This is a genomic window from Rathayibacter rhapontici (assembly GCF_001995175.1).
GTDB lineage: Bacteria > Actinomycetota > Actinomycetes > Actinomycetales > Microbacteriaceae > Rathayibacter.
In genome coordinates, this window is the sequence record NZ_MUKN01000046.1 from 1 (window position 1) to 25508 (window position 25508).

The following is a 25508-nucleotide window of genomic DNA, read 5'->3' on the forward strand; positions in this document are numbered from 1 at the left end:
CGGCTGACCCCACGCCCGTCCTCCCCCGCCGCGCCTGCCCGGGTGCACCGATCGATAGGATCAAGACCATGGCCGACGCCCGCACCGACTCCCCCGCTCCCGAGGGACTCGATTCCGACGTCTCCGAGTTCAGCTACGAGCAGGCCCGCGACGAGCTCGTGCGCGTGGTCGCCGAACTCGAGCAGGGCAGCTCGACCCTCGAGCGCTCGCTCGCCCTCTGGGAGCGCGGCGAGGCCCTCGCGGCACGCTGCGAGGAGTGGCTGATCGGCGCCCGCGCCCGCCTCGAGGCCGCCCGCTCCGGATCGAGCGCCGGATGAGCCGCCGCAAGGAGCCGAGGGTCGTCGCCGAGCTCGGCCGCCCCGAGACCCCGGCCGAGATCGCGGCGCGCAAGGCCGAGAACTCCCGCCTCTACCGCCAGCGCAAGACGGTCAACAACCTGGTCTTCTCCCTGCTCGCGACGGTGGGCGTCGTGGCCCTCATCGTGCTGATCGTCCCCCGCGGCGACGGCACCGAGCGCCCGGCGATCGACGTGCCGCTCGTCGCCTCGCAGCTCCAGCTCGGCGAGACCGAGACCCTCGCCGTGCCGGAGATGCCGGAGGGCTGGTCCGCGAACGCCGCCGAGCTGCGCACCGACGGCGGCATCGAGTACTGGTACGTGGGCCTCCTGACCCCCGCACCCGACTCCGGCTACATCGGCCTCAGCCAGGGCTTCGACGCCGACGAGGCCTGGGTCGCCCGGCAGCTCGACCGCGCCGCGGCCACGGGCGTCGAGCGGATCGACGGCCGCGAGTGGACGGTGTACGACCGCCGGGACTCCGGCCAGGACACCGGCAACACGCCCTACGCGCTCGAGACCACCGAGGGCGCCAGCACGTACCTCGTCTACGGAACCGCTCCCGTCGAGCGGATCCGCGAGGTCGTCGACGCCGTCTCGCCCCAGATCGGCCAGGAGGAACAGTGAGCATCCACGACGACACCGTCGGCGGCGACGCCCCGCAGACCATCCCCGTTCCGCGCGAATCCCGCCCGCCCGCCTGGGTGTGGAAGGAGATGCTGCGCGGCAACCAGCGCTTCGTCGCCGGCGAGCCCCGCCACCCGCGGCAGGACGTCGAGCGCCGTGCCGAGCTCGCCGCCGCTCAGCGTCCGCTCGCCGCCCTCTTCGGCTGCAGCGACTCCCGCCTCGCCGCCGAGATCATCTTCGACCTGGGCCTCGGCGACCTCTTCGTCGTCCGCAACGCCGGACAGGTCATCGCCGACTCGATCCTCGGCTCCCTGGAGTACGCGGTCGCCGTGCTGGGAGTGAAGCTGATCCTGGTCCTCGGGCACGACGAGTGCGGCGCGGTGAAGGCGGCGATCGAATCGCAGGCCCCGGGTGCGCAGCGCCTCCCGCCGCACATCGAGCACCTCATCGAGCCGATCATCCCCGCGGTCCGCCGCGTCGTCGGGCCGCAGCCGGACGGACGCGTCCTCGTCGACCCCTCGGCCACCGACGCGCTCGTGGTCGGCCGCGAGCACCTGCGCGACACCGTCGCCGAGATGCTCCAGCGGTCGCCGCTGATCGCCGACGCGGTCGCCTCGGGCTCGCTCGCGATCGTGGGGGCGAACTACCGCCTCTCCGACGGCACGGTCGTCTCTGACGTCGTGCTCGGCATCGACCCTCCCCAGCTGAGCCCCTACCTCTCCGAGCAGGAGCGCACGCTCAGCCCCCTCCAGTCCGGCGCGTCGACCGACGCGGCGGAGTCCGGCGCCGAGTAATCGGCCCGGCGAACAGCACCGATCAGACAAGGACGAACACAGCGTGGTGGATCACCTCCCGACCGACTCCGGCGACTTCCGCATCGAGCACGACACGATGGGGGAGGTGCGCGTTCCGCGGAACGCCCTGTACGCCGCGCAGACGCAGCGCGCCGTCGAGAACTTCCCGATCTCGGGAGCCGGGCTCGAGCCGGCCCAGATCGCAGCTCTCGCGCGCATCAAGAAGGCCGCGGCGCTGGCGAACGCCGAGCTGGGCGTCCTCGACGCCGACATCGCGGGGGCGATCGCCGACGCGGCCGACATGATCGTCGCCGGCGGGTACGACGAGCACTTCCCGATCGACGTCTACCAGACCGGCTCGGGCACCTCCTCGAACATGAACATGAACGAGGTGCTCAGCAGCCTCGCGACGACCTCGCTCGGACGCACGGTCCACCCGAACGACCACGTCAACGCCTCGCAGTCCTCCAACGACGTGTTCCCCACCTCGGTGCACGTCGCCGTGACCGGCGCGCTGATCGAGACCCTCATCCCCTCGCTCGAGCACCTCGCCGAGGCGCTCGAGACCAAGGCCGAGCTGTGGTCCGAGGCCGTCAAGTCGGGCCGCACCCACCTGATGGACGCGACCCCGGTGACCCTCGGGCAGGAGTTCGGCGGCTACGCCGCGCAGATCCGACTCGGCATCGAGCGCGTGCAGTCGGCGCTCCCCCGCGTCGCCGAGGTCCCGCTGGGCGGCACCGCGGTCGGCACCGGCATCAACACCCCCGCCGGCTTCCCGCAGAAGGTCATCGCGCGCCTCGCCGAGGAGACCGGCCTGCCCGTCACCGAGGCCCGCAACCACTTCGAGGCCCAGGGCGCCCGCGACTCGCTCGTCGAGGCCTCCGGAGCCCTGCGCGTCCTGGCCGTCAGTCTGACGAAGATCAACAACGACCTCCGCTGGATGGGCTCGGGCCCCAACACCGGGCTCGGCGAGCTGCACATCCCCGACCTGCAGCCCGGCTCCTCGATCATGCCCGGCAAGGTCAACCCGGTGATCCCGGAGGCGGTGCTCATGGTCTGCGCCCGCGTCATCGGCAACGACGCCACCATCGCCTGGGCGGGCGCCTCGGGAGCCTTCGAGCTGAACGTCGCGATCCCCGTCATGGGGACCGCGCTGCTCGAGTCCATCCGCCTGCTCTCGAACTCGTCGGTCCTCCTGGCCGACAAGACCGTCGACGGCCTCGAGGCGAACCTGGAGCGCGCCCGCGCCCTGGCCGAGTCCTCGCCGTCGATCGTCACGCCGCTCAACAAGGTCATCGGCTACGAAGCGGCCGCCAAGGTCGCGAAGAACTCGGTGGCCAAGGGCATCACCGTCCGCGAGTCGGTCGTCGACCTCGGCTTCGTCGAGCGCGGCGAGGTCACGGAGGAGCAGCTGGATGCGTTGCTGGACGTGATGAGCATGACCTCTCCCGGCTGAGTCGTCAGGTCCGTCCTGCGCGTGCGCAGGACGGACCGCGGTCGGCTTCTCGGGAGGGGTGCGTTCCGCAGAGCGTCCTGCATTCGGCTAGCGCGAAACGCTGGCACGCGTTTCACGCGTTCGCCTCGCGGGTGCGTGGCTGGGCATCCGCAGGTAGTCCGGTCGTCGGTGGTCGGAGTCGGGGCTTCCCGGTCGCGGAGCATCGGGAGAGCCAGGACTCCTCAGCGCGAGGACGTCACTCCGCGGGGGGCAGGGGGCCGAGCCAGGCGGTCGCGAAGGTGGAGTGGGCGGACTCGTCGTCGGACGGGTGGAAGAGGCCGGCGAGCACGTCGCGGTACAGGCGCGACAGCTCCGAGCTCCGCGAGTAGGCCGACCCGCCCGCCACGCGCACGGCGCTCTCCACGATCCGCAGGGCCGCCTCCGTGGTGCGGATCTTGACGCCCACGAGCGAGGGGAACCAGCGCGCACCGCGGTCGACGAGCGCGTCGACGTCGGCGGCGGCCGAGCGCAGCGGAGCCTCGAGGCCGTCGAGCAGGATCGCCGCGTCCGCGACGCGCCACCGGACGTCCGGGTCGTGCGCGAGGGACCGCCCGCCCGCCCTCCTCGACGTGCGCCGCGCCGCCGACTCGACCGCCAGCGCGAGCGCCCGCTGCGCGACGCCGAGGTAGACGGAGGCGATCAGCAGCTCGAAGGCCGCGAAGATCGCGAAGACCAGCGGATCCGCGTTCGGCCCGACGGGCAGCGAGCGGAACATCCGCTCGGCCGGGATCTCGACGCCGTCCAGGATCGTCGTGCGGCTCTGCGTGGCGCGCATGCCGAGCGTGTCCCAGTCGTCGCGTGCACGCAGGCCGGCGACCGGCGACTCCGGAGTGCCGCGATCGACGAAGCCGTGCACCAGCCGCGGCTCCGGACCGCTGTCGTCCCGCCCGAAGACGCCCAGTCGCGTCCACGCGGGCGAGAGCGAGGTGAAGACCTTCGTGCCGGTGAAACGGTGGCCGCCGTCCGGCAGCGGCTCAGCACGGGTCAGAGAGTCGAAGAGCACGAGGTCGTTGCCCGGCTCGCTGTTCCCGAAGGCGAAGACGTGCCCGGCTGCCGCGTCCACGAGCACGTGCTCGAGGGAGGAGTCGCCCCGGTCGCGCAGGATCTTGGCGACCCCGGTCCAGACGAGGTGCATGTTGACGGCGAGCGCGGTGGCCGGCGCCGCGGTCGCGAGCCGCGTCTGCTCCGCCGCGGCCTGCTCGAGGCCGAGCCCCGCACCACCCAGCTCGGACGGCACGAGCAGCGCCAGGTAGCCGATCGCGCGCAGCTCCTCGAGGTCCTCGGTGAAGAAGGCGTTGCGCTCGTCGTAGTCGGCGGCGCGGAGGCGGAAGCGCTCGAGGAGCGCGTCGTCGAGGATGCTCACCCGGTCCACGCTACGCCCGTCGACCCGCACGGCCGCCGCGAGAGCGGCCTCCGGCTCGCAGAACCGCGTCCGGCACGCAGGGATCCGTGGATCCTGCGCGCCGGACGCGGTCTCGCGAGCCGGACGACCGACGCGGGTCAGGCCAGCTCGTTCGACTCCAGCATCTCGGTCACCAGCGCCGCGATCGCCGAGCGCTCCGAGCGGGTGAGCGTGACGTGCGCGAACAGCGGGTGGCCCTTCAGCGTCTCGATCACGGAGGCGACGCCGTCGTGACGGCCGACCCGCAGATTGTCGCGCTGGGCCACGTCGTGGGTCAGCACCACCCGCGAGTTCTGCCCCACGCGCGACAGGACGGTGAGCAGCACGTTCCGCTCGAGCGACTGCGCCTCGTCGACGATCACGAAGGCGTCGTGCAGCGAGCGCCCGCGGATGTGGGTCAGCGGCAGCACCTCGAGCATCCCGCGCTCGATCACCTCGTCGAGCACGTTCTGCGACACCAGGGCACCGAGGGTGTCGAAGACCGCCTGAGCCCAGGGGTTCATCTTCTCGGCCGCATCGCCCGGCAGGAAGCCGAGGTCCTGGCCGCCCACGGCGTACAGCGGGCGGAAGACCATGATCTTCTTGTGCTGGCGCTTCTCGAGCACCGCCTCCAGGCCCGCGCACAGCGCCAGCGCCGACTTGCCGGTGCCCGCCCGGCCGCCGAGCGAGACGATGCCCACCTCCTGATCCAGGAGGAGGTCGATAGCGAGCCGCTGCTCCGCCGAGCGCCCGTGCAGCCCGAAGACGTCGCGGTCGCCGCGCACGAGCGTGATCTGCCGCTTGCCGGTCACCCGGGCGAGCGCCGAGCCGCGATCGGAGTGGACCACGAGGCCCGTGTTGATCGGAATCCCCTCGACCGCGTCGGTGAAGAGGCGCTCCCGGTCGTAGAACTCGCTCATCGCGCCGCCCTCGAGCGTGATGTCGTCCATGCCGGTCCAGCCCGACTCCGGAGCGAGCTCGGCGAGGTACTCCTCGGCGGCGAGGCCGATCGACGCGGCCTTGACGCGCATCGGCATGTCCTTGGAGACCACGGTGACGGTCGAGCCCTCGTTGGCGAGGTTCATGGCCACCGCGAGGATCCGCGCGTCGTTGTCGCCCAGCTGCAGCCCGCTGGGCAGCACCGACATGTTCGAGTGGTTGAGCTCGACGCGGAGGGTGCCCCCGTTGCCGACCGCGATCGGGAAGTCGAGGCGCTCGTGCTTGATGCGCAGCTCGTCGAGGTGCCGCAGCGCCTGGCGCGCGAAGTAGCCGATCTCGGGGTCGTGGCGCTTGCCCTCGAGCTCGCCGATGACGACGATCGGCAGGACCACGGCGTGCTCCGCGAACCGGAACATCGCCATCGGATCGGAGAGCAGCACCGACGTGTCGAGCACGTACGTGCGGAGGAGCTGATCGGAGGACACGGTCGAGCCGTGCTGCGCTCGGCGGTGGACGCCGCCCTGCGCTCCGGCCTGCTGGTCCATACCCTGGGGAACTGTCACGACGACTCTCCACACCCCGGAGGCTCGAACGCCCCCGGCTCATGCTGCGAAGCCGGCCCTCCGGTGCGTCTCGGCACCGCGCAGTTCCCTCTCACCGATCTGCGCGATGTCGAGCCGTTCCCTCGGGTCCGTCTCGACCAGGCGCTTCACCTGATGACTCGAACATAACCCCGCGAATGACATCCGTGTGGTTCGAGTGTGTAACCAACGTGTGAACGCCCGGCGCAGGTCAGAAGTCGGCGCCGGTGCCGGCCGAGACGAGAGCGGCGCGCAGGGCCGCCAGCGTCTCGTCCGTGGTGCTGGCGTGGGCGCTGAAGCGGACCGTTCCCGGCCGCAGGCGGGCGGTCACTCCGTGGACCTCGAGCGAGGAGGCCAGCGGAGCGAGCTCCTCCGGTGCGGGTTCGACGACGACGATGCCGGCGCGGTCCCGCTCGTCGCGCGAGCTCGTCACGGCGAGGCCGAACTCGTCGGCGAGGTCGACGACCGCGCTGACCCGCTCCGCGACGACCGCGGCGATCGCGGGCACTCCCACCGCCGCGATGTCCTCCAGCGCGCCGGCGAAGCGCGCCTGCGCGATCGGATCGGGGTTCGTGACGCTGTAGGCGCGCGCCCCGGAGCCCGGCGGTGCGACCTCGTCCCACGGTTCCACGGCTTCGGAGCCCGTCCAGCCCGAGAGCACCGGCGACAGCCTCTCGAGCGCCCGCTCGCCGAGGGCCAGGAACCCGGTGCCCCAGCCCGAGCGCACCCACTTCTGACCGCCGGAGACGACGACGTCCGCTGCGGCGTACGGTGCGTCGACGACTCCGAAGCCCTGGATCGCGTCCACGATCAGCAGCCGGTCGCCGATCACCTCGCGCAGCGCGCCGAGGTCGGCGAGGTGGCCCGTCCGGGAGTCGACGAGGCTCACGGCCACGGCGACGACGTCCGGAGTGAGACCCTCGCGCACGGCCTCGGGCGCACCCGACCGCCGTCGGTCGCAGCCAGACGGGCGACACCGCTCCGAGCGCCTGCTGAGCGCGCACCGCGGCGTAGGGCAGGCTCGGGAACTCGGCGGAGGAGAGCAGCACGCTCCCCCGCAGACCGAGCATCGCGTGCAGCAGCCCCGTCGACGTGTTCGGCTGGAAGACGATCTGCTCGGCCGGCAGATCGACCAGGGCGCCCACGGCGGCGCGCACCCGCTCGTCCTGCCGCTGCAGCTCGTCGAGGGCCCGGCCCGCCTGCAGGAGCCGCGTCGCCGCCTCCTGCTCGGCCGCGGCCGTCGCCGAGATCGGTCCGACGCGGGCGAAGTCGAGGTAGCCGGTCTCCTCGGCGAAGGCTCCGAGGAACTCGTCCATCGGGAGGGTGTTCGTCGTGCTCATGCCGGCCCTTCCGGTCGGTGGTGGCGCGGACGCCTCAGCTGCCGAAGCGGCGGTGCCGTCCGGCGTAGTCGCGGAGGGCGCGGAGGAAGTCGACCTCGCGGATGTCCGGCCCGAGCGCCTCCATGAAGTAGAACTCGCTGTGCGCGCTCTGCCAGAGCATGAAGTCCGAGAGCCGCTGCTCCCCCGAGGTGCGGATGACCAGGTCGGGGTCGGGCTGACCGCTCGTGTAGAGGTGCTCGCCGATCAGCTCGGGCGTCAGCAGCTCCGCGACGTCCTCGATCGTGGATCCGCGCTTGCCGTGGTCGTCGAGGATGCTGCGCACCGCCTGCGCGATCTCGTGACGCCCGCCGTAGCCGACGGCGAGGTTCACGTGCAGGCCGGTGTGCCGGGCCGTCCGCTCCTCGGCAGCGTCCAGGGCCGCGATGAGCGACTCCGGGAGCCCGTCGTCCGAGCCGACGTGCTGCACCCGCCAGTCCGGCTGCTGCGAGACCTCCTCGGCGAGGTCGGCGATGATCGCGATCAGCTCGGTGAGCTCGGAGCTGTCGCGGCCGACCAGGTTGTCCTGCGAGAGCAGGTAGAGCGTGACGTGCCGGACGCCCAGCTCGTCGCACCACTGGAGGAACTCGTGCACCTTCGCGGCGCCCGCGCGGTGGCCGTGCGCCGCCGTCTCGAGTGCCCGCTGCCGCGCCCAGCGCCGGTTGCCGTCGATGATCATCGCGACGTGGTTCGGCAGGGTGCCGGGAGCCAGGCTCGACCTCAGCCGCTTCTTGTAGACGCCGTAGAGGAGGTCCCTTCCCACAGGCAGTCTCGGCTTCGGCACATCGCTACGGTAGCCGATGCTCCTGCCCGCGGAGGGTCACGGCGCCCGGCGGGGCCACCGGGACCGGTCGTATCCTGGGCCGTATGAGCCACCGGCCGACGCCCCCCGCCCCCGAGCCCGCCCGTCGGTCCTCCCCCCGCTCCGACGACGCCGTGGCACGGGACGACGCCGACGGGCCGGACCTGCCGAACCTCCCCCTCGTCGACGACGAGATCGACCACGGGACGGCCGCCGAGACGAAGCCGACCTGGCGCGGCTGGATCCACGCCGGGCTCTTCCCGTTCGCGATCGTGGCCGGCATCGTCCTCGTCTCGGTGGCCGACGGCACCGCCGCGAAGTGGGCCGCCGCCGTCTTCGCGACGTCCTCGCTCCTGCTCTTCGGCAACTCGGCGCTCTACCACCGCTTCGACTGGGCGCCGCGGACGAAGGTGATCCTCAAGCGGATCGACCACGCCAACATCTTCCTGCTGATCGCGGGCACCTACACGCCGCTCGCGGTGCTCGCGCTGCCGCCCGCGCAGGGCACGCTGCTGCTCGTGCTCGTCTGGTCGGGAGCGCTGCTCGGGATCGGCTTCCGGGTCTTCTGGATCTCGGCGCCGCGCTGGCTCTACGTGCCGCTCTACCTGCTCCTGGGCTGGGCGGCGGTGATGTACCTCGGACCGCTGCTCGAGGCGAGCGCGACGATGATGGTCCTCGTCCTCGTCGGCGGCCTCTGCTACACGGTGGGAGCGGTCGTCTACGGGTTCAAGCGGCCCAACCCCGTGCCGGGCGTCTTCGGGTTCCACGAGATCTTCCACGCGCTGACCGCGGTGGCGTTCGTCTGCCACTGGACGGCGGCGCTGCTGATCTCGCTGAGCCCGGCCTACAACGGCGGCTGAGCCGGCGTCAGCGCTCCGGGCGGTCGTCCGGCCCGCGGTCGGGGTGCTCCGCCTCGGCGGCGCGCTCGCGCTCCTCCGCGTCGAGCCGCTCGGCGACCTGCTGGCGGTAGGTGGTCCGCCGGACCCGGCGCACCATGTCGAGCGCGAGGAGGACGGCGGCGACGGCGATCACGAGCATGGTGATGAAGCCGAACAGGCCCGGCGTGACCGTGTCCTCGTTGAAGTCGGGCGCGGGCGACGGGGTGGCCGCGGCGACCCGGGACAGCACCAGGGTCGCGGAGTCGAGCACGGCGGGGATCACGCGTCCACCTCGTTCCGCGCACCGGTCGGGAAGGCGACGTCGAGTCCGGCGAAGAGATCGGTCTCGGGCGTCGGCGCCTCCACCCGCGACTGCACGAGCTGGAAGTCGTCGGTCGGCCACGCGGCGTCGATGGCCTCGTGCGGCAGGAAGAAGAAGGCGTTGTCGGGCGCGACCTGGCTGGCGTGCGCGCGCAGGGCCGCATCCCTCCGGTCGTGGAAGCCCGAGATGAGCACCTGAGTCGTCGCGAGGTACGGAGCGTCGTCCGACCAGCGCTTCATCTCCTCGAAGGTCGCCAGTCGCGGGTCCTCCGGGTCGAGGGAGCGGAGGTGCTCGGCGATCGCCCGCAGCTTCTGACCGCTGAACACGCGGTCGTAGTAGAGCTTCGCGACCGACCAGGGCGCACCGAGGCCGGGGTACTCGTCCGGCTCCCCCGCCGCCCGGAACGCCTCCATGGCGACCTGGTGCGCGCGGATGTGGTCGGGGTGCGGGTAGCCGCCGTTCTCGTCGTAGCTGATGATCACGTGCGGCTTGAAGCGGCGGACCAGGCGGACCAGCGGAGCGGACGCCGTCGCGAGCGGGAGCGCCGCGAAGCTCGCGGGCGGTACCGAGCCGTCCTCCTCCATCCCGGAGTCGACGAAGCCCAGCCACGTGTGCTGCACGCCCAGGATGCGCTGCGCCTCGGCCATCTCGAGGCGGCGCAGGCCGCCCATGTCGCGCTCGGCGTGCGCACGCGCCGCGAGCGACTCGTTCAGGACGGAGCCGGCCTCGCCTCCGGTGCAGGAGACGACCATGACCTCGGCGCCGCGATCGGCGTAGGCCGCGAGGGTCGCGGCGCCCTTGCTCGACTCGTCGTCGGGGTGGGCGTGCACGGCGAGGAGGCGCGGAACCTCCCGCACCTCCGAATCGACGGAGACCTGGGCGGCCTGGGACACGATCGCTCGATTCCTCGGGGTTTAATGGGGCGGTGCGACCGCTCGCAGCGAGCGCGCACCATCCGTCAACAGTAACCGCTAGATCCGGGGAGTTCCGTGGCCGTCCGCACGTCCGACAGCTCCGAGCGGAGCGACGAGACCGCGGTCGATCCCGACGCCGTCCGGGCGAGCGGCCCGCTCGCGTCGCGCTACGGCCGCACCGCGCGCAGCCGCCGCGGCAACCGCTGGCTCTTCGGCGCGGTCGCGCTCGCCTTCGTCGCGGTCTTCGCCGCCTGGGTGGTCTGGGCGGGCCTGGACAGCGGACGCGACGGCGTCGACGTGCAGGACACGGCGCACCGGGTCGTCGACGACCGCACGGTCACCGTCTCCTTCGACCTCACCGCGCCCGCCGGGACGGACGTCGCCTGCGCCGTCCAGGCGCTCAACGAGCAGTCGGCCGTCGTCGGCTGGCTCGTCGTGGAGTACCCCGCCTCCCCGGAGCGCTTCCGCTCCTTCACCGAGACGGTGCGGACGACCGAGCTCGCGAACACAGGTTTGATCTCCTCCTGCTGGCTCCCGTAGGGTTGCCGGGTGCCCTGACGGACTCGTCGGGGCCTTGTCTTTTTCCACCGCCGCCGGGCGTCGGACGACACGGACGCCGGGGCGGGAGCCCCGCACCCCGTCGTCGGATCCCTGCACGCGGCAGTCACGTGAGGAGCCCACCATGGCCGACCAGCCTCAGGTCACCTGGATGACCCAGGAGTCGTACGACCGCCTCCAGGCGGAGCTGAACGAACTGTCCACCGCGGGCCGCGAGGAGATCGCGAAGCGCATCGAGGTCGCCCGCGAGGAGGGCGACCTCAAGGAGAACGGCGGCTACCACGCCGCGAAGGACGAGCAGGGGAAGATCGAGGCGCGGATCCGCCAGCTGACCTCGCTCCTGCGCGAGGCCGAGATCGGCACGCCGCCCGAGAGCCACGGAGTGGTCGAGGCCGGCACGATCATCACGGCCGAGATCGCCGGCGACGAGTCGCGGTTCCTGCTCGGCAACCGCGAGATGGCCGGCGAGAGCGACCTCGACGTCTACAGCCCGCAGAGCCCGCTGGGCGGAGCGATCATGGGCCTGAAGGTGGGCGACTCGACCAGCTTCGAGGCCCCGAACGGTCGGACGATCTCCGTCCGCGTCGTCGACGTGGAGACCTGGAACGGCCACTGACAGACCTCGGATCCACCACCGTGAGACGCCACCTGCGAGGAGCCCCGAAGGGGTCTCGCAGGTGGCGTCTCTCGTGTCCGGGGGTCAGTTCTGGGACATGCGGGGCTCGTAGCCCGCATCGCGCAGCACCTGGAGGACGCGCTCGGCGTGCTCCGGACCGCGCGTCTCGACGCTGATCTCGAGCTCGACCTCGCTGATCTGCAGTCCCCGCCCGTGGCGGGTGTGCAGCACCTCGACGACATTGGCGTTCGCCTCCGAGATGAGCTCGGAGATGCGGGCGAGCTGGCCGGGGCGGTCCGGCAGGCCGATGCTCATCTTGAGGTAGCGCTCCGAGGCGGCGAGGCCGCGGCTGATCACGCGCTCCATCATCAGCGGGTCGATGTTGCCGCCCGAGAGGATCACCGCGGTCCGGCCCGCGTCGCGGATCTTCCCGGTGAGGATCGCCGCGATGCCGACGGCGCCCGCGGGCTCGACCACGAGCTTCGCCCGCTCGAGCAGCACGAGCAGCGCGCGGGCGATGTCGTCGTCCTCGACCGTCACGACCTCGTCGACGACGTCGCGGATGATCGCGAAGTTGAGCGCTCCGGGCATGGCCACCGCGATGCCGTCCGCGATCGTCGGCGAGATCGTGATGAGCGTCGGCTCCCCGCTCGCGAGAGACAGCGGGTACGGAGCGGCGTTCGCGGCCTGCACGCCGATGACGCGCAGGGTGCGCCCCTCCTGCGCGGCCTTCTGCTTCGCCGCGGAGGCGACGCCGGCGATGAGGCCGCCGCCGCCGATCGGGACGACGATCGTCTCGACGCCCTCGGCCTGCTCGAGGATCTCGAGTCCGATCGTGCCCTGCCCGGTGACCACGTCGGGGTGGTCGAACGGCGGGATGAAGACGGCCCCCGTGCGCTCGGCGAACTCGGCGGCCGCCGCAAGCGACTCGTTGAAGATGTGGCCGCTCAGCACGACGTCGGCTCCGTAGTCGCGGGTGGCCGCGAGCTTGGGCAGCGCGACTCCGATCGGCATGAAGATGGTGGCCGAGATGCCGAGCTCGCGCGCGGCGTAGGCGACGCCCTGCGCGTGGTTGCCGGCCGACGCCGCGACCACGCCGCGCCCGCGCTCCTCGGGAGAGAGCCGCGACATCCGGAACACGGCGCCGCGGATCTTGTAGGAGCCGGTGCGCTGCAGGTTCTCGCACTTGAGGAACACGGGCGAGCCGAGCACCTGGGCGAGGAACGTGCTCGTCTCCATCGGGGTGTTCGCGATGACCGGCGCGATGACGCCGCGCGCGGCCTCGAACTCCTGGAGGGACGGTCCGACGACGTGGCTAGTCTGCATGCTCTGCGGCAACTCTCTCGGGGGTTCGGGTCGGCGAGCGCCAGGCGCCGCTCGCGATGTAGTTGACCATGACGTTCAGGGTCGCGACGAAGGGCACCGCGAAGAAGGCGCCGGCGATGCCCGCCACGATGGAGCCGCCGGCGACGGCGAGCACCACGGCGAGCGGGTGGATCTTGATGGCCGAGCCCATGACGAGCGGCTGGAGGATGTGCCCCTCGAGCTGCTGGACGCCGAGGACGACGATCAGCAGGATCAGGGCGATGATCGGCCCGTTGTAGACGAGTGCGATGAAGACGGCGAGAGCGCCGGTCGCCACCGCTCCGATCACCGGCACGAACGAGCCCAGGAACACCAGCACGCCGATCGGGATCGCCAGCGGCACGCCCAGGAGGGCCGCGCCCACGCCGATGCCGACGGCGTCGATGAACGCGACGAAGATCTGCACCTTGACGAAGTTGGTGAGCGTCACCCAGCCGGCCCGCCCGGCGCCGTCGACCGCGGGGCGCGCACGGTGCGGGAAGAGCCGCACCACCCAGCGCCAGATGTTCGGGCCGTCGATGAGGATGAACAGGGTCGAGAAGAGGGTCAGCAGGACGCCGGTCAGCACGTGGCCGATCGTCGAGCCGACGCTCAGCGCTCCGCTGACGAGCATGCCCGAGTCCTGCTGCAGGGCGGTCAGCGCCTGCTGCGCGTACTGGTTGATCTCGCCCTCGGTGAGGTGCAGCGGCGATTCGAGCAGCCAGGCCTTGAGGTCGTCGTAGGACTGCACCGTCTGGCGGCTGAGGTCGTCGAACCCCTGGTAGACCTGCGTCACGACCAGGAAGAGCAGACCGCCGATGATGACGATGATGCCCAGCTCCGACACGGTGATCGCCAGCCACTTGGGCCAGCGGTGCCGCTGCAGGAAGCTCGAGAACGGCACGAGCAGCGCCGCGATGACGATGGCGACGAGCAGCGGTATCACGATCAGCCGCAGCTCGATGATGAGCAGCGCCAGCACCGCGAGGGCGGCGACGACGACGAGCACGCGCCAGGCCCAGGCGCCCGCGATGCGCATCCCGTCGCTCACGAAGGCGGAGTCGGGAACGGGGCGGGAGGTCCCCGGGACGTGCGGGAGCGGCGGCGCCGCGGTGTCGACGACGCGGGGGCCGGAGGAGCGGCGGGACCTGCCGAGTCTCATCCCCACAGACTAGGCCCCGGTCCATTCCCCCGGCGGTATCGACCGCGAGGACTCAGGAGACGGCCCTCACGGCGACCGGGCGGGACCCGAGCGCGAGGCCGACGCTCCGGCCGGCCTCGAGCTTCTCGCCGGCGCGGTGCTGCACGATCAGCTCCACTCCCCCGTCGGTGCGCACGGTCGAGCGCCGCACCGGACCGAGGAAGCTGGACGCCACGACGACCGCTCCGAGAGTGCTCGCAGAGCCCTCGGCGACGAGCTCGACGTCCTCGGGGCGCAGGAACGCCTCGACCGCTCCGTCGGGCGTCGTGGCGTCCACGAGGGGCAGTCGCACTCCGAGGACCTCGACCGCGCCGTCGGCGACGACTCCGGGGACCACGTTCGAGAGCCCGATGAAGTGCGCGACGAACGCCGTCCGCGGGCGCGTGTACAGCTCCTCCGGAGCGCCGAGCTGCTCGATGCGCCCGGCGCTCATGACGGCGACCCGGTCGGCGACGGCGAGCGCCTCCTCCTGGTCGTGGGTCACGAAGAAGGTGGTGATGCCGACCTCGCTCTGGATGCGCCTGATCTCGTCGCGCAGCTGCACCCGGACCTTCGCGTCCAGCGCCGAGAGCGGTTCGTCGAGCAGCAGCACGCGCGGCCGCGTGACGAGCGCGCGCGCCAGGGCGACGCGCTGCTGCTGGCCGCCGGAGAGCTGGTGCGCGTAGCGGTCGCCCAGGGCGCCGAGCCCGACGAGGTCGAGGGCCTCCTGGGCCGAGACCCTCCGCTCGGCCGCGCCGACCCCGCGGGTGCGCAGCCCGAACTCGACGTTCTCGCGGGCGCGGAGGTGCGGGAAGAGCGAGTACGACTGGAACACCATGCCCATGTCGCGTCGGGCGACCGGGACCCCGGCGACGTCCTCGCCGTCGAGGAGGATGCGGCCGGAGTCGATCCGCTCGAGGCCGCTCAGCGCCCGCAGCGCGGTGGTCTTGCCGCAGCCGGAGGGGCCCAGGAGCGCCACGAACTCGCCCGGGGCGGCGTCGAACGACACCCCGTCGAGGGCTCGGGAGGACCCGTACTGCTTGACGACGTCCACGAACGAGACCCGGGCGCCGGGAGTGGTGGAGGGCTGTGCGCTCATGCGGCGCCTTTCGGGGAGGGAGCGGCCCCCAGCGGCAGGCCGATCCGCGCGAGGCGGCCGATCCCGAGCAGCAGGGCGAACGCGAAGAGGAGGGAGAGGAGGGAGAAGATCACCGCGACGAACGCGTCCGACCGCGAGACCTGCACGAGGCCGGTCTGCAGCGTCGTGCGGCTGAGGAGGGAGGCGACCGTGTACTCCCCGAGCACGACCGCGACGGTGATCAGCGCGGCGGCGACGAGTCCGCGTCGGAGGTTGGGCAGCAGCACGCGCACGAGCACCGTCCACCAGCCGGCGCCGAGGGAGCGCGCCGCCTCCGAGAGGGTCGTGACGTCCAGGCCCGCGAGATCCGCTGCGACGGCCCGGTACGCGTAGGGCAGCACCAGCACCCCGTACGCGAGTGCCAGCGTCCACGGCGCCGAACCGGCCAGTCGGGTGACGACGGAGTAGACGGGCGCGAGGCCGACGACGAGCACGATCGCGGGCACCGTCAGCGGGACCAGGCAGACGAGCTCGAGCACCCGCCGCAGCCGCGGCAGGCGGATCTCGACCAGGAGCATCGTGGGGACCAGCAGCACCAGCACCAGCAGCGCCGTCACCACCGCGAGCAGGAGCGAGTTGCCGATCCCCTGGAACAGCGCGCGGTAGCCGCGCTCGTTCGCCGGATCGACGATCGCGGCCCAGTGCGACAGGTCGTACCCGCCCGCGCCGCGCAGGGTGAACTCGGCCATCGCGATCAACGGCACCGCGAAGACGAGACCGGTCACGACGAGCACGACCCGCGACACGGCGCGGTTCACCGCTGCCACCGCCGCGCTCGTCGCTGCAGGAGCGAGTAGCCCGTCATCAGCACCACCATCACCACGAGCATCCCCAGCGCGAGGGCGCCCGCCATGTTCTCGCGACCCAGGACGGTCTCGGAGACGAGCGCGGCGCGGATCTGCAGCGGCACGATCTGCGCTCCCTGGCTGATGAGCGCGGCCGCCGTGGCGAAGGACGAGAAGGCGTTCGCGAAGAGCAGGAGCACCGAGCCGAGGAAGGACGGGGCCAGCACCGGCACGGCGACGCGCCACCAGTAGGTCGCGGCTCCTCCGCCGAGCACCGCGCTCGCCTCGGCCCACTCCGGGCGGAGCCCCTCGAGGGCCGGGAGGAACGTCAGCACCATCAGCGGCACCTGGAAGTACAGGTAGGGCAGCACGAGACCGACGATCCGGTACAGCCACACGCCGTCGGCGTAGAGATCGACCCCGAGGCCGGCGAGGAGGGTCGTGACCATCCCCTGCACCCCGATGGTCGCGATGAAGGCGAACGCCAGCATCACTCCGCCGAACTGGGCGAGCACACCGGCCGCCGCGTCGACGACCGAGCGGAGCGGTCCGCGCGGGTCCGAGCCGACGAGCGCCAGGCAGACGATCGCGCCGAGCACCGCTCCGACGACCGCGGTGAAGGCCGAGAGCCCCAGCGAGGCGCCGAACGCCGACAGGACGACGGGGTCGCCGAGCGCGATCAGGTTCGCCAGGGTGGGGCGTCCCTCACCGTCGACGAAGCCGGTGCCCACCGCGAGCACGGTGGGCACGGCGAGGAACAGGAGGACGTAGACCGCGAACGGAGCGACGCCCAGGATCTCGGGGACGCCCCGCCGCCCCCGGGACGCACGGGTCCCGGGGGCGGCGGCGACGGACGCGGCCGTCACTGGATCGCCGACGGCCACTTCTCGGCGAGCAGCGCGGAGGCGGCTCCCGTCTGCTCCTCGGTGAACTGCACGAGGTCGGCCGGAGCCTCGCCGACGGCGTCGAGCGCCTCCTGGTCGACGGTGCCCGCCTCGACCATCGCCGCGAGGCGGACCGGGTAGGCGCCGGCGGCGAGGTAGAGGTTCTGCGCGGCGTCCGAGTAGAGGTACTCCTGCCACAGACGCGCCGCCGCCGGGTGCGGGGCGTCGGCGTTCACGGCCTGGTTGTAGTAGCTGCCCACGGCGGCGTCGGGCAGGACGGTGGTCGCCCACTCGCGGGTGCCCTCGTTCGCCGTGCCCGCGGCGAGGTTGTTGTAGCTCCAGTCGAAGACCACCGGGGTCTCTCCCGAGGCGATGGTGGCCTCGGTCGGGTCGAGCGGGAGGAAGTTGCCCGCGTCGTTGAGCTCCTCGAAGAAGTCGATGCCCGGCTGGACGTCGTCGGCCGAGCCGCCCGACTGCAGCGCGGCGAGCTGGACGGCGGCCGCGGCGGCTCCGGCCTGCGTCGGGTCGCCGTTGATCGCGACGGAGCCGCGGTAGTCGGCGCCGAGCAGGTCCTCGAGCGACTCCGGCTCCGGCACGGCCTCGGGGTCGTAGCCGATCGACATCAGACCGGTGTAGTCGTTCACCCAGAGGCCGGTGGCCTCCTTGTTCTCGTCCGGGATGTCGTCCCAGGTCTCGACCTTGTACGGAGCGAAGACGTCGGTGCTCGCCAGAGCGACGGCGGGACCGAGGTCGAAGACGTCGGGCGCCGTGTCCTGTCCGGCGAGGTTCTCGGCGGTGCTGATCTCCTCGGCCGAGGAGATGTCCGGGTCGGCGGAGTTGACGGTGATGCCGTACTCCTCCTCGAACCCGGCGATGATCTCGCCGTAGTTCGCCCAGTTGTCGGGCAGCGCGATGACGTTGAGCTCGCCCTCGGCCTTCGCGGCCTCGATCAGGGCGTCGAGTCCGCCGAGGTCGGCGGCCGAGGTGGCGGTCGACGCGTCGACGCCGCCGTCCGAGGAGGCGGTCGCGTCGCCGGAGCACGCGGAGAGGGTGAGAGCGAAGGCGGTGGTCGCGGCGGCGACCAGGCCGAGGCGCGAGAGGCGCTGGGTCTTCAAGAGTCCTCCAGGAGTCGGGATGGCGCACCCGGCGGGTCGCCTCGGGCACCGTAGGAGCGGAGGACGACAGCGCGGGGACCGCCGGGTGAACCGGCGGGGAACGACGGGAGGCGGATCCGGCGCAGCGATGTCGGAGGCCTTCGCTAGCGTGGTCGGACCATGACCGAGCAGCTCTCCCCCGCCCTCGCGCGCCGCATCGCCCTCGCGGCGCAGGGCTTCGGAGCGCCCCGACCGCCGCGGATCGGCACGCGACAGGTCCTCGGCGTCGTCGACCGCATCCGGCCTCTGCAGCTCGACTCGGTCAACGTCTTCGAGCGGAGCCACTACCTCCCGCTGCTCGCGCGCCTGGGGCCCTACGACCGCTCCCTGCTCGACGCGGTCGCCTTCGCGCCGAAGGGGCACTACCTGGAGTACTGGGCGCACGAGGCGGCGCTGATCCGGCGCGCCGACGTGCCCCTCTACCGCTGGCGGATGGCGCACTACCGCCGCACCGAGCACGAGGGCTGGGCCGGCGAGAACCGGGCCACCCTCGACTGGCTCCGCGCCGCACTGGCCGACGGGCCGCTCCGCGCGTCCGAGATCGAGCACGAGTCGAACGTCCGCACGGGTCCGTGGTGGGGCTGGTCCGACATCAAGCGCGGTCTCGAGGTCCTGTTCCGCTGGGGCGAGGTGGTCAGCGCCGGGCGCACGCGCTTCGAGCGCTCCTACGCGCTCGCCGAGCAGGCCCTGCCGCGCGAGGTCCTCGACACCGAGGTGGCGGAGGAGGACGCGGTGCGCGAGCTGGTCCGCCGCGCCGCCGCCGCGCACGGAGTCGCGACTCTCGGCGATCTTGCCGACTACCACCGGCTGCGCCGGGCCCCCGCCCTCGCCGCGGTCCGCGATCTGGTCGAGACGGGCGAGCTTCTGCCCGTCGAGGTGCGCGGCTGGGAGCGCTCCGGCCGGCCGATCCCCCTCTGGCTCCACGCGAACGCCCGTCGACCGCGATCGCTCCACGCCGACGCCCTGCTGTCGCCGTTCGACCCCGTCGTCTGGCACCGACCGCGCGCCGAGCTGCTCTTCGGCTTCCACTACCGGATCGAGATCTACACGCCCGCGGCGCAGCGCGTGCACGGCTACTACGTGCTGCCCGTGCTCCTCGACGACGTGCTCGCGGCCCGGGTCGACCTCAAGAGCGACCGGCAGCGGAAGGTCCTGCGCGTGCAGGCCGCCTGGCTCGAGCCGGGAGCACCCGCCGACACCGCCGAGCGGCTGGCGGCCCTGCTCGTCGAGGCGGCCGCCTGGCAGGGGCTCGACGCCGTGGAGGTCGTCGAGCGGGGCACGCTCGCGGCGGCGCTCCTCTCCGCGGTGCGGTCCGCCCGTCCGGATGTCCTAGCGTGAGCGGCATGGTGGACGAACGCTCCGGATCGATCGCGCTCGCCCTCTCCGAGAAGTGCGTGGGGCTCCTCCTCGAGCGCGGCACGGTGAAGGGCGTGAGCTCGATCGACCTCTCCCACGCGGCCGGCATCTCGCTGCGCACCTTCCACCGCTATCTCGGCGGCAAGGAGGACTGCGTCCGTCCCGTGCTCTACGCCGCCATCGCGGCCATGGGCCGGGCGCTCACGGCCCGCCCCGCCGTCGAGCCGCTGAGCACGGCGCTGGGCGCGGCGTTCGCGGCGGCCGCCTCGGGTCCGCAGCTCGACCGCACGCTGCGGCTCATCCCGCTCCTCACCGAGACCCCCGCGATGCGCGCGGTCTGGGCGCAGTCCCTGCACGACGGCGAGGCGGCACTGACTCCGTGCATCGCCGAGCGGATGGGGTTCGACGCCGACGAGGCACCCCGCGCGGCCGTGCTCGCGACCATCGTGATGGCCCTCGTCCGCCGAGCCCTGGTCGACGCCGTCGCGAGCGGCGCGGATCCGGCGCCCGTCTTCGAGGAGTACCTCACGACACTGAACGGCGGACCGCTCGCCATGCCGGTGAAGACCGCTCCCTCGCCCTGAGATCCGCCGGCGCGGCAGGCCCTAGAACTGGACGCGCGGAGGCTCGGAGATGGCGGCGAGGCTGTCCACCTCGAAGAAGTCGCGCTCCGAGAAGCCGAGCCGACGCGAGAAGAGCGTGTTGGGGAACACCTTCACCTTCGTGTTCATCTCGCGGACGCCGCCGTTGTAGAAGCGGCGGGCCGACTGGATCCTGTCCTCGGTCTCGACGAGCTCGCCCTGCAGCTGGAGGAAGTTCTGGCTGGCCTGCAGCTGCGGATACGCCTCGGCCACGGCGAAGATCGACTTGAGCGCCTTCTGCATGTGGTCCTCGGCCGCGGACGCCTCGGCGGGCCCCTGCGCCGACAGCGTCTCGGCCCTGGCGCGGGTCACCTGCTCGAAGACCTGCTTCTCGTGGGACGCGTAGCCCTTCACCGAGTCGATGACGTTCGGGATCAGATCCGCACGTCTCTTCAGCTGGACGGTGATGTCGCTCCAGGCCTCGTCGACCCGGACGTTCAGGGTGACCAGGGAGTTGTAGGTCGCCCAGAGGTAGATCCCGAGGATCACCACGAGGGCCACGACGACGATGAGCGGGACCAGCCATTCCATGCCGACAAGTGTAGGGAACGGCGGTCGACGGCCTGCGCGGGCACGGCGCTTTCGCAGTGTCCGCGGGCGCCGCTACTTCAGCGTCTTCTGCAGCAGGACCGTGCTCAGCCAGCGGTTGAACTTGAAGCCGACCCGGCCCATCCGGCCGACCTCGACGAAGCCGTACTGCGCGTGCATCACGAGCGACGCCTCCGCGCCCTTGTCCGCGATGACGGCCATGATCTGCCGGATGCCGACCGCCTTCGCCCGGACGAGCAGCTCGGTCATCAGCGCCTTGCCGAGTCCCTTGCCGGTGGACGCCGCCCGGAGGTAGATCGAGTTCTCGACGGTGAACCGGTAGGCGCGCTTGGACGACCACGGCGAGACCATCGCGTAGCCGAGGATCTGACCCGACGGGGACACCGCGACGATGAACGGCAGGCCGAGCTTCTCGTTGCGGGAGAACTTGCTCCGCCACTCCTTGATCGTGGAGTCGTCCTCGTCGAAGGTCACCACCGTGTTGCGCACGTAGTGGTTGTAGATCTCGCGGATGTCCGGGAGGTCCTCCTCGCGGGCCTCGCGGATCTCGTACGAGAAGTCGGGCTCGGGCGCGGGCGCCTTCCGCAGGTGCGGCGGCAGGACGCGTCGCTGCTCGTACTCTTCCTCCAGCATGGGGATCCCCTCCGTCGACCCGGGCCGCTCGCGCGGACCTCCTCCAGCGTATCGGCGCGCACGAGGGCGCCGCGGCTCACTCCGCGAGGCTCCAGTCGACCGGCTCGGCGCCCCGCTCCTCGAGGAGCGCGTTCGCGCGGCTGAAGGGCCGCGAGCCGAAGAAGCCGCGCGAGGCCGACAGCGGACTCGGATGAGCGCTCTCGATCACTCCGGCGTCGCCGAGCATCGGCCGCAGATTCGCGGCGTCCCTCCCCCAGAGGATCGCGACGAGCGGAGCGTCACGGGCCGCGAGCGTGCGGATCGCGTGCTCGGTGACGGCCTCCCAGCCCTTCCCTCGATGAGACGCCGGCGCGCCCGGCGCGACGGTGAGGACGCGGTTGAGCAGCATCACCCCGTGCCGGGTCCACTCGCCGAGGTCGCCGTGCGCCGGAGGCGTGACCCCCAGGTCGTCGCGCAGCTCGCGGTAGATGTTCTGCAGACTCCGCGGAACCGGCCGCACATGCCGCTCCACGGCGAACGACAGACCGATCGGATGCCCGGGCGTCGGGTAGGGGTCCTGACCGACGATCAGCACGTGGACGTCGGCGAGAGGTGCCGCGAACGCGCGGAGCACGTCCTTGCCCGCGGGGAGGTAGGGCCGACCGGCGGCCGTCTCGGAGCGGAGGAAGTCGCCCATCGCGGCGATGTCCGGCCCGACGGGAGCGAGGGCGTCCGCCCAGCCGCGGTCGATCAGTCCGGCGCCGGCCAGCTCCTGCAGATCCATCAGCCCGCGGCGAGCGTCGCCACGAGCACGCCGGCCTCGCCGGCGCTCGCGCGCCAGACCGACCCGGCGCCCGAGACGCGCAGCGCCCCGGTGCCGACCGTGAGGACCGTCGACTCGTCGATGGCGACTCCGCCGTCGACCAGCCCCGCCTCGACGGCGGCGATCAGCCGGCCGAGCGTCCCCCATTGCGCGGCGTGCACGTCGATCGAGACGTCGACCAGGCCGATCCCCTCGAGGACCGTCACCTCGTCGAGCTCCTCGGCGGCCTCCTCCGGCGCCACGACGACGCCGCCGATGCGGAAGCCGCCGACGATGGCGCGGTCGGCGGCGATCGCAGCCCCCGCCGAGAACCCGGCGTAGGGGGTCCCCGACGAGACGAGATCGCGCAGCCGCGCGAAGGACGGCTCGAGCGCGTCGCGGTACGCGGGGGTCAGTCCGCCGCCCACCAGGATCCCGTCGACCTCGTCGAAGACGGACGGGTCGATCCGACCGCCCTCGGGCTTGAGGACGGGGACCGGCTCGAGTTGGCCGACGGAGGCGAGGGTCGCTGCGTAGCCGGAGTAGGCCTCCGGGCCCAGACCGTCGTGCACCACGACGATGGCGATGCGGGGTCCCTCGATGCGCCCGGCGTCGACGGCGCGGGCGCGCGCCTCCGACAGGAATGCGCCGTAGAGGTCGGAGTCGTGCTCGGCGCCGCCACCGCCGCCGATCAGGTGGACGCTCACTCGTCGTCCTCGCCGAGCGCGCCGTCCACCGGGGGCAGAGCCGACCACGGGAAGACGATCCAGCGCGGGGTGCGCCGCCAGAAGAAGTCGGGCTCGAGCACCGTGCGGGGCTTCGTGTACAGCGTGACGGTGCGCACCTCGGCACCCATCGCGCGGATCAGCTTCACCGACAGGGCGAGGGTGTGCCCGGAGTCGGAGACGTCGTCGACCAGGAGGATCCGCTTGCCGCGCACCGAGGCCTCGTCCAGGAGCGGCGGGAGGACGACGGGCTCGGCGAGCCGCGCCTCGACCCCGGTGTAGAACTCGACGTTCAGCGCTCCGCAGCTCTTGATGCCGAGCGCGTACGCGACGGCCCCCGCCAGCAGCAGACCGCCGCGGGCGATCGCGACGACGAGCTCGGGGCGGTAGCCCGAGGCGACCACGTCGTCGGCGAGATGACGGGCGGCGTCACCGAACTCGAGCCAGCCGAGGACCTCCTTCTCCGTGGCGGCGAGGAGGGCGGCGGAGTCGTCGGCGTCGGAAACCATGAGGGACAGGCTAGGGCGTCGCGCGCCTCCGCGTCACATCGCCGCTCGACGCGGTGGCCCCCGTCAGAGCTTCGGAGCCAGCTCGCCGCGGACGACCTTGTGCGGAGCGGCCTGCGCGACCGGCTTGATCGTCACGAGATCGAGGTCGACGTGGGGCGGCAGCTCGACCGAGGACACGATCGCGGCCGCGACGTCCTCCGCGACCAGCGGCGCCGCGACTCCGTCGTACACCTTGTCGGCCCGGGCCTTGTCGCCGCCGAAGCGCACGAGCGAGAACTCCTCGGTGTGCACCATCCCCGGCGCGATCTCGATGACGCGGATGGGCTCGCCGGCGAGCTCGAGGCGCAGGACCGCGACCAGGGCGTGCGCCGCGAACTTCGCGGCGTTGTAGCCGCCCCCGCCCTCGTAGGCCACGTGCCCGGCGATCGAGGTCACGGTGACGATGTCGGCGGAGCCCTCGGAGCCCTCGTCGGCGAGGCCGCGGCGCAGCAGCGGGAGCAGCGCGCTGGTGACGAGCTTCACCGACAGCACGTTGATCTCGAACATGCGCGTCCAGTCGGCCGCGTCGGACGCCTCGACGGTGTCGAGTCCGAGGGCGCCGCCGGCGTTGTTCACCAGCGCGTGCACCGCGCCGGTCGCGTCGAGGTGGTCGCGCAGCGCGTCGACCTGATCGGAGTCGGTGAGATCCGCCACGAACAGGCCCGCTCCGGTCTCCGCGGCGAGCGCCTCGAGCCGGTCCCGGCGCCGTGCGACGGCCACCACGTCCCAGCCGTGCTCCCGGAACAGGCGCACCGTCGCCGCGCCGATCCCCGAACTCGCTCCTGTCACCACGACGCGTCGAACCACGCTCGTCCCCTTCCGTCAAGCCTCGGACACCACCGACTCCGTCGTCGACCCCAACGCTAGTCTGGCCGCGTGCAGCCCGCCGACCCGGCACCCGCCACCGGCGGTGTCACCGCTCCCGCGAAGCGACGCGTCCCCCTGTGGGACAACGCGCGCTTCGTCTGCGTGACCCTCGTCGTCATCGGGCACGGGATCCAGCGCCTGACCGCCAACTCGGACGTCTCCCTGATCGTGTACCTCACGGTCTACGCGTTCCACATGCCGGCCTTCGCCATCATCTCGGGGTACTTCTCGAAGGCGGGAGCGCCGAACGCGCGGGCGATGCGCCGCGTACTGACCGACATCCTGCTGCCGTACCTGATCATGGAGACGGTCTGGACGCTGGTGCAGTTCCTCGTCGAGGGCCGGTCGGAGTTCAACCCGACGAAGCCGAGCTGGACGCTGTGGTTCCTGCTCGCACTGGGCATCTTCCGACTCGTGCTGCCCTACCTGGCGCTGCTGCGCTGGCCCCTGCTGATCAGCGTGGTGCTCGCGGTCGGGGTCAGCTACTACGACAACATCGACTCGACCTTCTCCCTCGCCCGCGCGATCGGCATCCTCCCGTTCTTCGTGTTCGGCTGGCGGCTGCGCGGATGGCGGGCCGGCTCGGCGCTGCTGGTCGACCGCTGGCTCGCGCTCCCGACGCCGCGGGTGCTGGCGGTGCGCGCCGTGGCCGTCGTCCTGTTCGCGGTCACCGCGCTGGTCATGACCGTCAACATCGACGCCTTCCGAGCGGCCGACCTCCGCTTCTGGTTCTTCTACGACCGTCCGTACGACGCGCTCGGCGAGACGGCCTGGTGGGCGGGGCTCGTGCGGCTCGCCCTCATGCTCACGGCCGTCGTCCTCTCGCTCGCGCTCTTCACGCTCATCCCGCGCGGACGCACGGTGCTCACGCCCTGGGGCCAGTCGACGATGTACGTGTACCTGCTGCACAGCTTCGTCCTCTACCCGCTGCGGGAGTCGGGGATCCTCTCCTCGGCCGACAGCGTCCTCGCGCTCGTCCTCATGATCGTGCTCTGCATCGCGGTCTCGGTCGTCCTCTCCCTCGGCTGGGCCCGCACCGCGTTCCACAAGATCGTGGAGCCGCGGGCGGCGTGGCTCTTCGCCCCGGTGAAGGACGAGCGGCCGGAGCGCGCGGGCCGCGCCGACCCCACGGGCTCGAAGCGCGACGCGCGCGCGGCGACCGAGCGCGGCCCGCTCCGCTGACGGAGCGGCCACGGAGGGATTACCCCGTGTGTCGGGCGTCTCGCCCCCGCGCCACCGCACGCCTAGGCTCGTCGCGGCGGAGAACGGACTCCGCGTGGACGACCTCACGACCCGATTGGATGCA

28 protein-coding genes are annotated in these 25508 nt (G+C 72.2%); 10 read left to right on the top strand and 18 right to left on the bottom strand.

Features of this window, described 5'->3' with window-relative positions; translation table 11 throughout:
* Positions 1-68: 68 nt before the first annotated feature.
* The 4 genes from B0T42_RS13995 to B0T42_RS14010 all read left to right on the top strand — a co-directional run bounded on the left by B0T42_RS13995 (position 69) and on the right by B0T42_RS14010 (position 3211).
* Positions 69-317, top strand: coding sequence for an exodeoxyribonuclease VII small subunit (locus tag B0T42_RS13995; RefSeq protein WP_077223661.1), 249 nt, complete (start codon positions 69-71; stop codon positions 315-317).
* Complete coding sequence (locus tag B0T42_RS14000; RefSeq protein WP_077223662.1) at positions 314-961, top strand: DUF4245 domain-containing protein; 648 nt, start codon at positions 314-316, stop codon at positions 959-961. The genes B0T42_RS13995 and B0T42_RS14000 overlap by 4 nt, the downstream gene beginning before the upstream one ends.
* A gap of 89 nt (positions 962-1050) precedes the next feature.
* Positions 1051-1755, top strand: coding sequence for a carbonic anhydrase (locus B0T42_RS14005; RefSeq protein ID WP_077223682.1), 705 nt, complete (start codon positions 1051-1053; stop codon positions 1753-1755).
* 43 nt (positions 1756-1798) lie between these two features.
* On the top strand, positions 1799-3211 hold the full coding sequence (locus B0T42_RS14010) for a class II fumarate hydratase (protein ID WP_077223663.1): 1413 nt from the start codon (positions 1799-1801) through the stop codon (positions 3209-3211).
* Positions 3212-3446: 235 nt separating this feature from the next.
* Here the strand turns inward: B0T42_RS14010 and B0T42_RS14015 are convergent, their stop codons facing one another.
* The 4 genes from B0T42_RS14015 to B0T42_RS14030 form a co-directional block, all read right to left on the bottom strand.
* Positions 3447-4622: an acyl-CoA dehydrogenase family protein gene (locus tag B0T42_RS14015; protein WP_077223664.1), complete on the bottom strand. Its 1176-nt coding sequence runs from the start codon at positions 4620-4622 to the stop codon at positions 3447-3449.
* Between the two features lie 128 nt (positions 4623-4750).
* A complete protein-coding gene (locus tag B0T42_RS14020) occupies positions 4751-6115 on the bottom strand; it encodes a PhoH family protein (RefSeq protein ID WP_077223665.1) in 1365 nt (454 codons plus the stop codon).
* A 247-nt stretch (positions 6116-6362) separates the two neighbouring features.
* Positions 6363-7079, bottom strand: coding sequence for an aminotransferase class V-fold PLP-dependent enzyme (locus tag B0T42_RS21475; protein WP_236720295.1), 717 nt, complete (start codon positions 7077-7079; stop codon positions 6363-6365).
* A gap of 446 nt (positions 7080-7525) precedes the next feature.
* On the bottom strand, positions 7526-8290 hold the full coding sequence (locus B0T42_RS14030; RefSeq protein ID WP_274703336.1) for an isoprenyl transferase: 765 nt from the start codon (positions 8288-8290) through the stop codon (positions 7526-7528).
* Positions 8291-8394: 104 nt separating this feature from the next.
* Between B0T42_RS14030 and trhA the strand changes: the two genes are divergently transcribed.
* Entirely contained in the window at positions 8395-9189 is a 795-nt protein-coding gene (gene trhA / locus B0T42_RS14035; protein WP_077223667.1) for a PAQR family membrane homeostasis protein TrhA, read from the top strand.
* Between the two features lie 7 nt (positions 9190-9196).
* Here trhA and B0T42_RS14040 read toward each other — a convergent pair whose 3' ends face one another.
* Positions 9197-9490 carry a hypothetical protein gene (locus B0T42_RS14040; protein ID WP_236720296.1) on the bottom strand — a complete coding sequence of 98 codons (294 nt, stop codon included), beginning with the start codon at positions 9488-9490 and terminating at the stop codon, positions 9197-9199.
* Positions 9487-10422 carry a mycothiol conjugate amidase Mca gene (gene mca / locus B0T42_RS14045; RefSeq protein ID WP_230671468.1) on the bottom strand — a complete coding sequence of 312 codons (936 nt, stop codon included), beginning with the start codon at positions 10420-10422 and terminating at the stop codon, positions 9487-9489. The genes B0T42_RS14040 and mca overlap by 4 nt, the downstream gene beginning before the upstream one ends.
* Positions 10423-10518: 96 nt before the next feature.
* Between mca and B0T42_RS14050 the strand changes: the two genes are divergently transcribed.
* On the top strand, positions 10519-10983 hold the full coding sequence (locus B0T42_RS14050; protein ID WP_055788335.1) for a DUF4307 domain-containing protein: 465 nt from the start codon (positions 10519-10521) through the stop codon (positions 10981-10983).
* A 142-nt stretch (positions 10984-11125) separates the two neighbouring features.
* Positions 11126-11617: a transcription elongation factor GreA gene (greA, locus tag B0T42_RS14055; protein ID WP_077223668.1), complete on the top strand. Its 492-nt coding sequence runs from the start codon at positions 11126-11128 to the stop codon at positions 11615-11617.
* Positions 11618-11701: 84 nt separating this feature from the next.
* Here greA and ilvA read toward each other — a convergent pair whose 3' ends face one another.
* Genes ilvA through B0T42_RS14085 form a run of 6 tightly spaced genes read right to left on the bottom strand, consistent with a single transcriptional unit; the run spans position 11702 to position 18063 of the window.
* On the bottom strand, positions 11702-12943 hold the full coding sequence (gene ilvA, locus B0T42_RS14060; protein WP_077223669.1) for a threonine ammonia-lyase: 1242 nt from the start codon (positions 12941-12943) through the stop codon (positions 11702-11704).
* Entirely contained in the window at positions 12933-14123 is a 1191-nt protein-coding gene (locus B0T42_RS14065; RefSeq protein WP_139344523.1) for an AI-2E family transporter, read from the bottom strand. The genes ilvA and B0T42_RS14065 overlap by 11 nt, the downstream gene beginning before the upstream one ends.
* A gap of 52 nt (positions 14124-14175) precedes the next feature.
* Entirely contained in the window at positions 14176-15240 is a 1065-nt protein-coding gene (locus B0T42_RS14070; protein ID WP_077223670.1) for an ABC transporter ATP-binding protein, read from the bottom strand.
* Positions 15237-16046, bottom strand: coding sequence for an ABC transporter permease (locus B0T42_RS14075; RefSeq protein WP_236720297.1), 810 nt, complete (start codon positions 16044-16046; stop codon positions 15237-15239). Before B0T42_RS14075 ends, B0T42_RS14070 begins: the two co-directional genes overlap by 4 nt.
* Positions 16034-16930 (bottom strand): ABC transporter permease, encoded by an 897-nt coding sequence (locus B0T42_RS14080; protein WP_077223686.1) that lies wholly within the window; start codon positions 16928-16930, stop codon positions 16034-16036. Before B0T42_RS14080 ends, B0T42_RS14075 begins: the two co-directional genes overlap by 13 nt.
* Positions 16927-18063, bottom strand: coding sequence for an ABC transporter substrate-binding protein (locus tag B0T42_RS14085; protein ID WP_077223671.1), 1137 nt, complete (start codon positions 18061-18063; stop codon positions 16927-16929). Before B0T42_RS14085 ends, B0T42_RS14080 begins: the two co-directional genes overlap by 4 nt.
* Positions 18064-18222: 159 nt before the next feature.
* Here B0T42_RS14085 and B0T42_RS14090 point away from each other — a divergent pair, with 159 nt between their 5' ends.
* Together B0T42_RS14090 and B0T42_RS14095 are read left to right on the top strand one after the other, a co-directional pair.
* A complete protein-coding gene (locus B0T42_RS14090; RefSeq protein WP_077223672.1) occupies positions 18223-19440 on the top strand; it encodes a winged helix-turn-helix domain-containing protein in 1218 nt (405 codons plus the stop codon).
* Between the two features lie 5 nt (positions 19441-19445).
* Positions 19446-20042: a TetR/AcrR family transcriptional regulator gene (locus B0T42_RS14095; protein WP_094742761.1), complete on the top strand. Its 597-nt coding sequence runs from the start codon at positions 19446-19448 to the stop codon at positions 20040-20042.
* Between the two features lie 21 nt (positions 20043-20063).
* Here B0T42_RS14095 and B0T42_RS14100 read toward each other — a convergent pair whose 3' ends face one another.
* The 6 genes from B0T42_RS14100 to B0T42_RS14125 form a co-directional block, all read right to left on the bottom strand.
* The gene (locus tag B0T42_RS14100) at positions 20064-20630 is read right to left on the bottom strand and encodes a LemA family protein (protein ID WP_077223674.1); all 567 of its coding nucleotides are present in this window, start codon (positions 20628-20630) and stop codon (positions 20064-20066) included.
* A 72-nt stretch (positions 20631-20702) separates the two neighbouring features.
* The gene (locus B0T42_RS14105; RefSeq protein ID WP_077223675.1) at positions 20703-21281 is read right to left on the bottom strand and encodes a GNAT family N-acetyltransferase; all 579 of its coding nucleotides are present in this window, start codon (positions 21279-21281) and stop codon (positions 20703-20705) included.
* Between the two features lie 76 nt (positions 21282-21357).
* Positions 21358-22044, bottom strand: coding sequence for a uracil-DNA glycosylase (locus B0T42_RS14110; protein ID WP_077223676.1), 687 nt, complete (start codon positions 22042-22044; stop codon positions 21358-21360).
* The gene (locus tag B0T42_RS14115; RefSeq protein WP_077223677.1) at positions 22044-22769 is read right to left on the bottom strand and encodes a type 1 glutamine amidotransferase family protein; all 726 of its coding nucleotides are present in this window, start codon (positions 22767-22769) and stop codon (positions 22044-22046) included. Before B0T42_RS14115 ends, B0T42_RS14110 begins: the two co-directional genes overlap by 1 nt.
* On the bottom strand, positions 22766-23296 hold the full coding sequence (locus B0T42_RS14120; protein ID WP_055788307.1) for a phosphoribosyltransferase: 531 nt from the start codon (positions 23294-23296) through the stop codon (positions 22766-22768). The genes B0T42_RS14115 and B0T42_RS14120 overlap by 4 nt, the downstream gene beginning before the upstream one ends.
* Positions 23297-23359: 63 nt before the next feature.
* Positions 23360-24142 (bottom strand): SDR family NAD(P)-dependent oxidoreductase, encoded by a 783-nt coding sequence (locus tag B0T42_RS14125; RefSeq protein ID WP_236720298.1) that lies wholly within the window; start codon positions 24140-24142, stop codon positions 23360-23362.
* A gap of 69 nt (positions 24143-24211) precedes the next feature.
* Between B0T42_RS14125 and B0T42_RS14130 the strand changes: the two genes are divergently transcribed.
* The gene (locus B0T42_RS14130; protein WP_077223678.1) at positions 24212-25384 is read left to right on the top strand and encodes an acyltransferase family protein; all 1173 of its coding nucleotides are present in this window, start codon (positions 24212-24214) and stop codon (positions 25382-25384) included.
* The last annotated feature ends 124 nt before the right edge of the window (positions 25385-25508 follow it).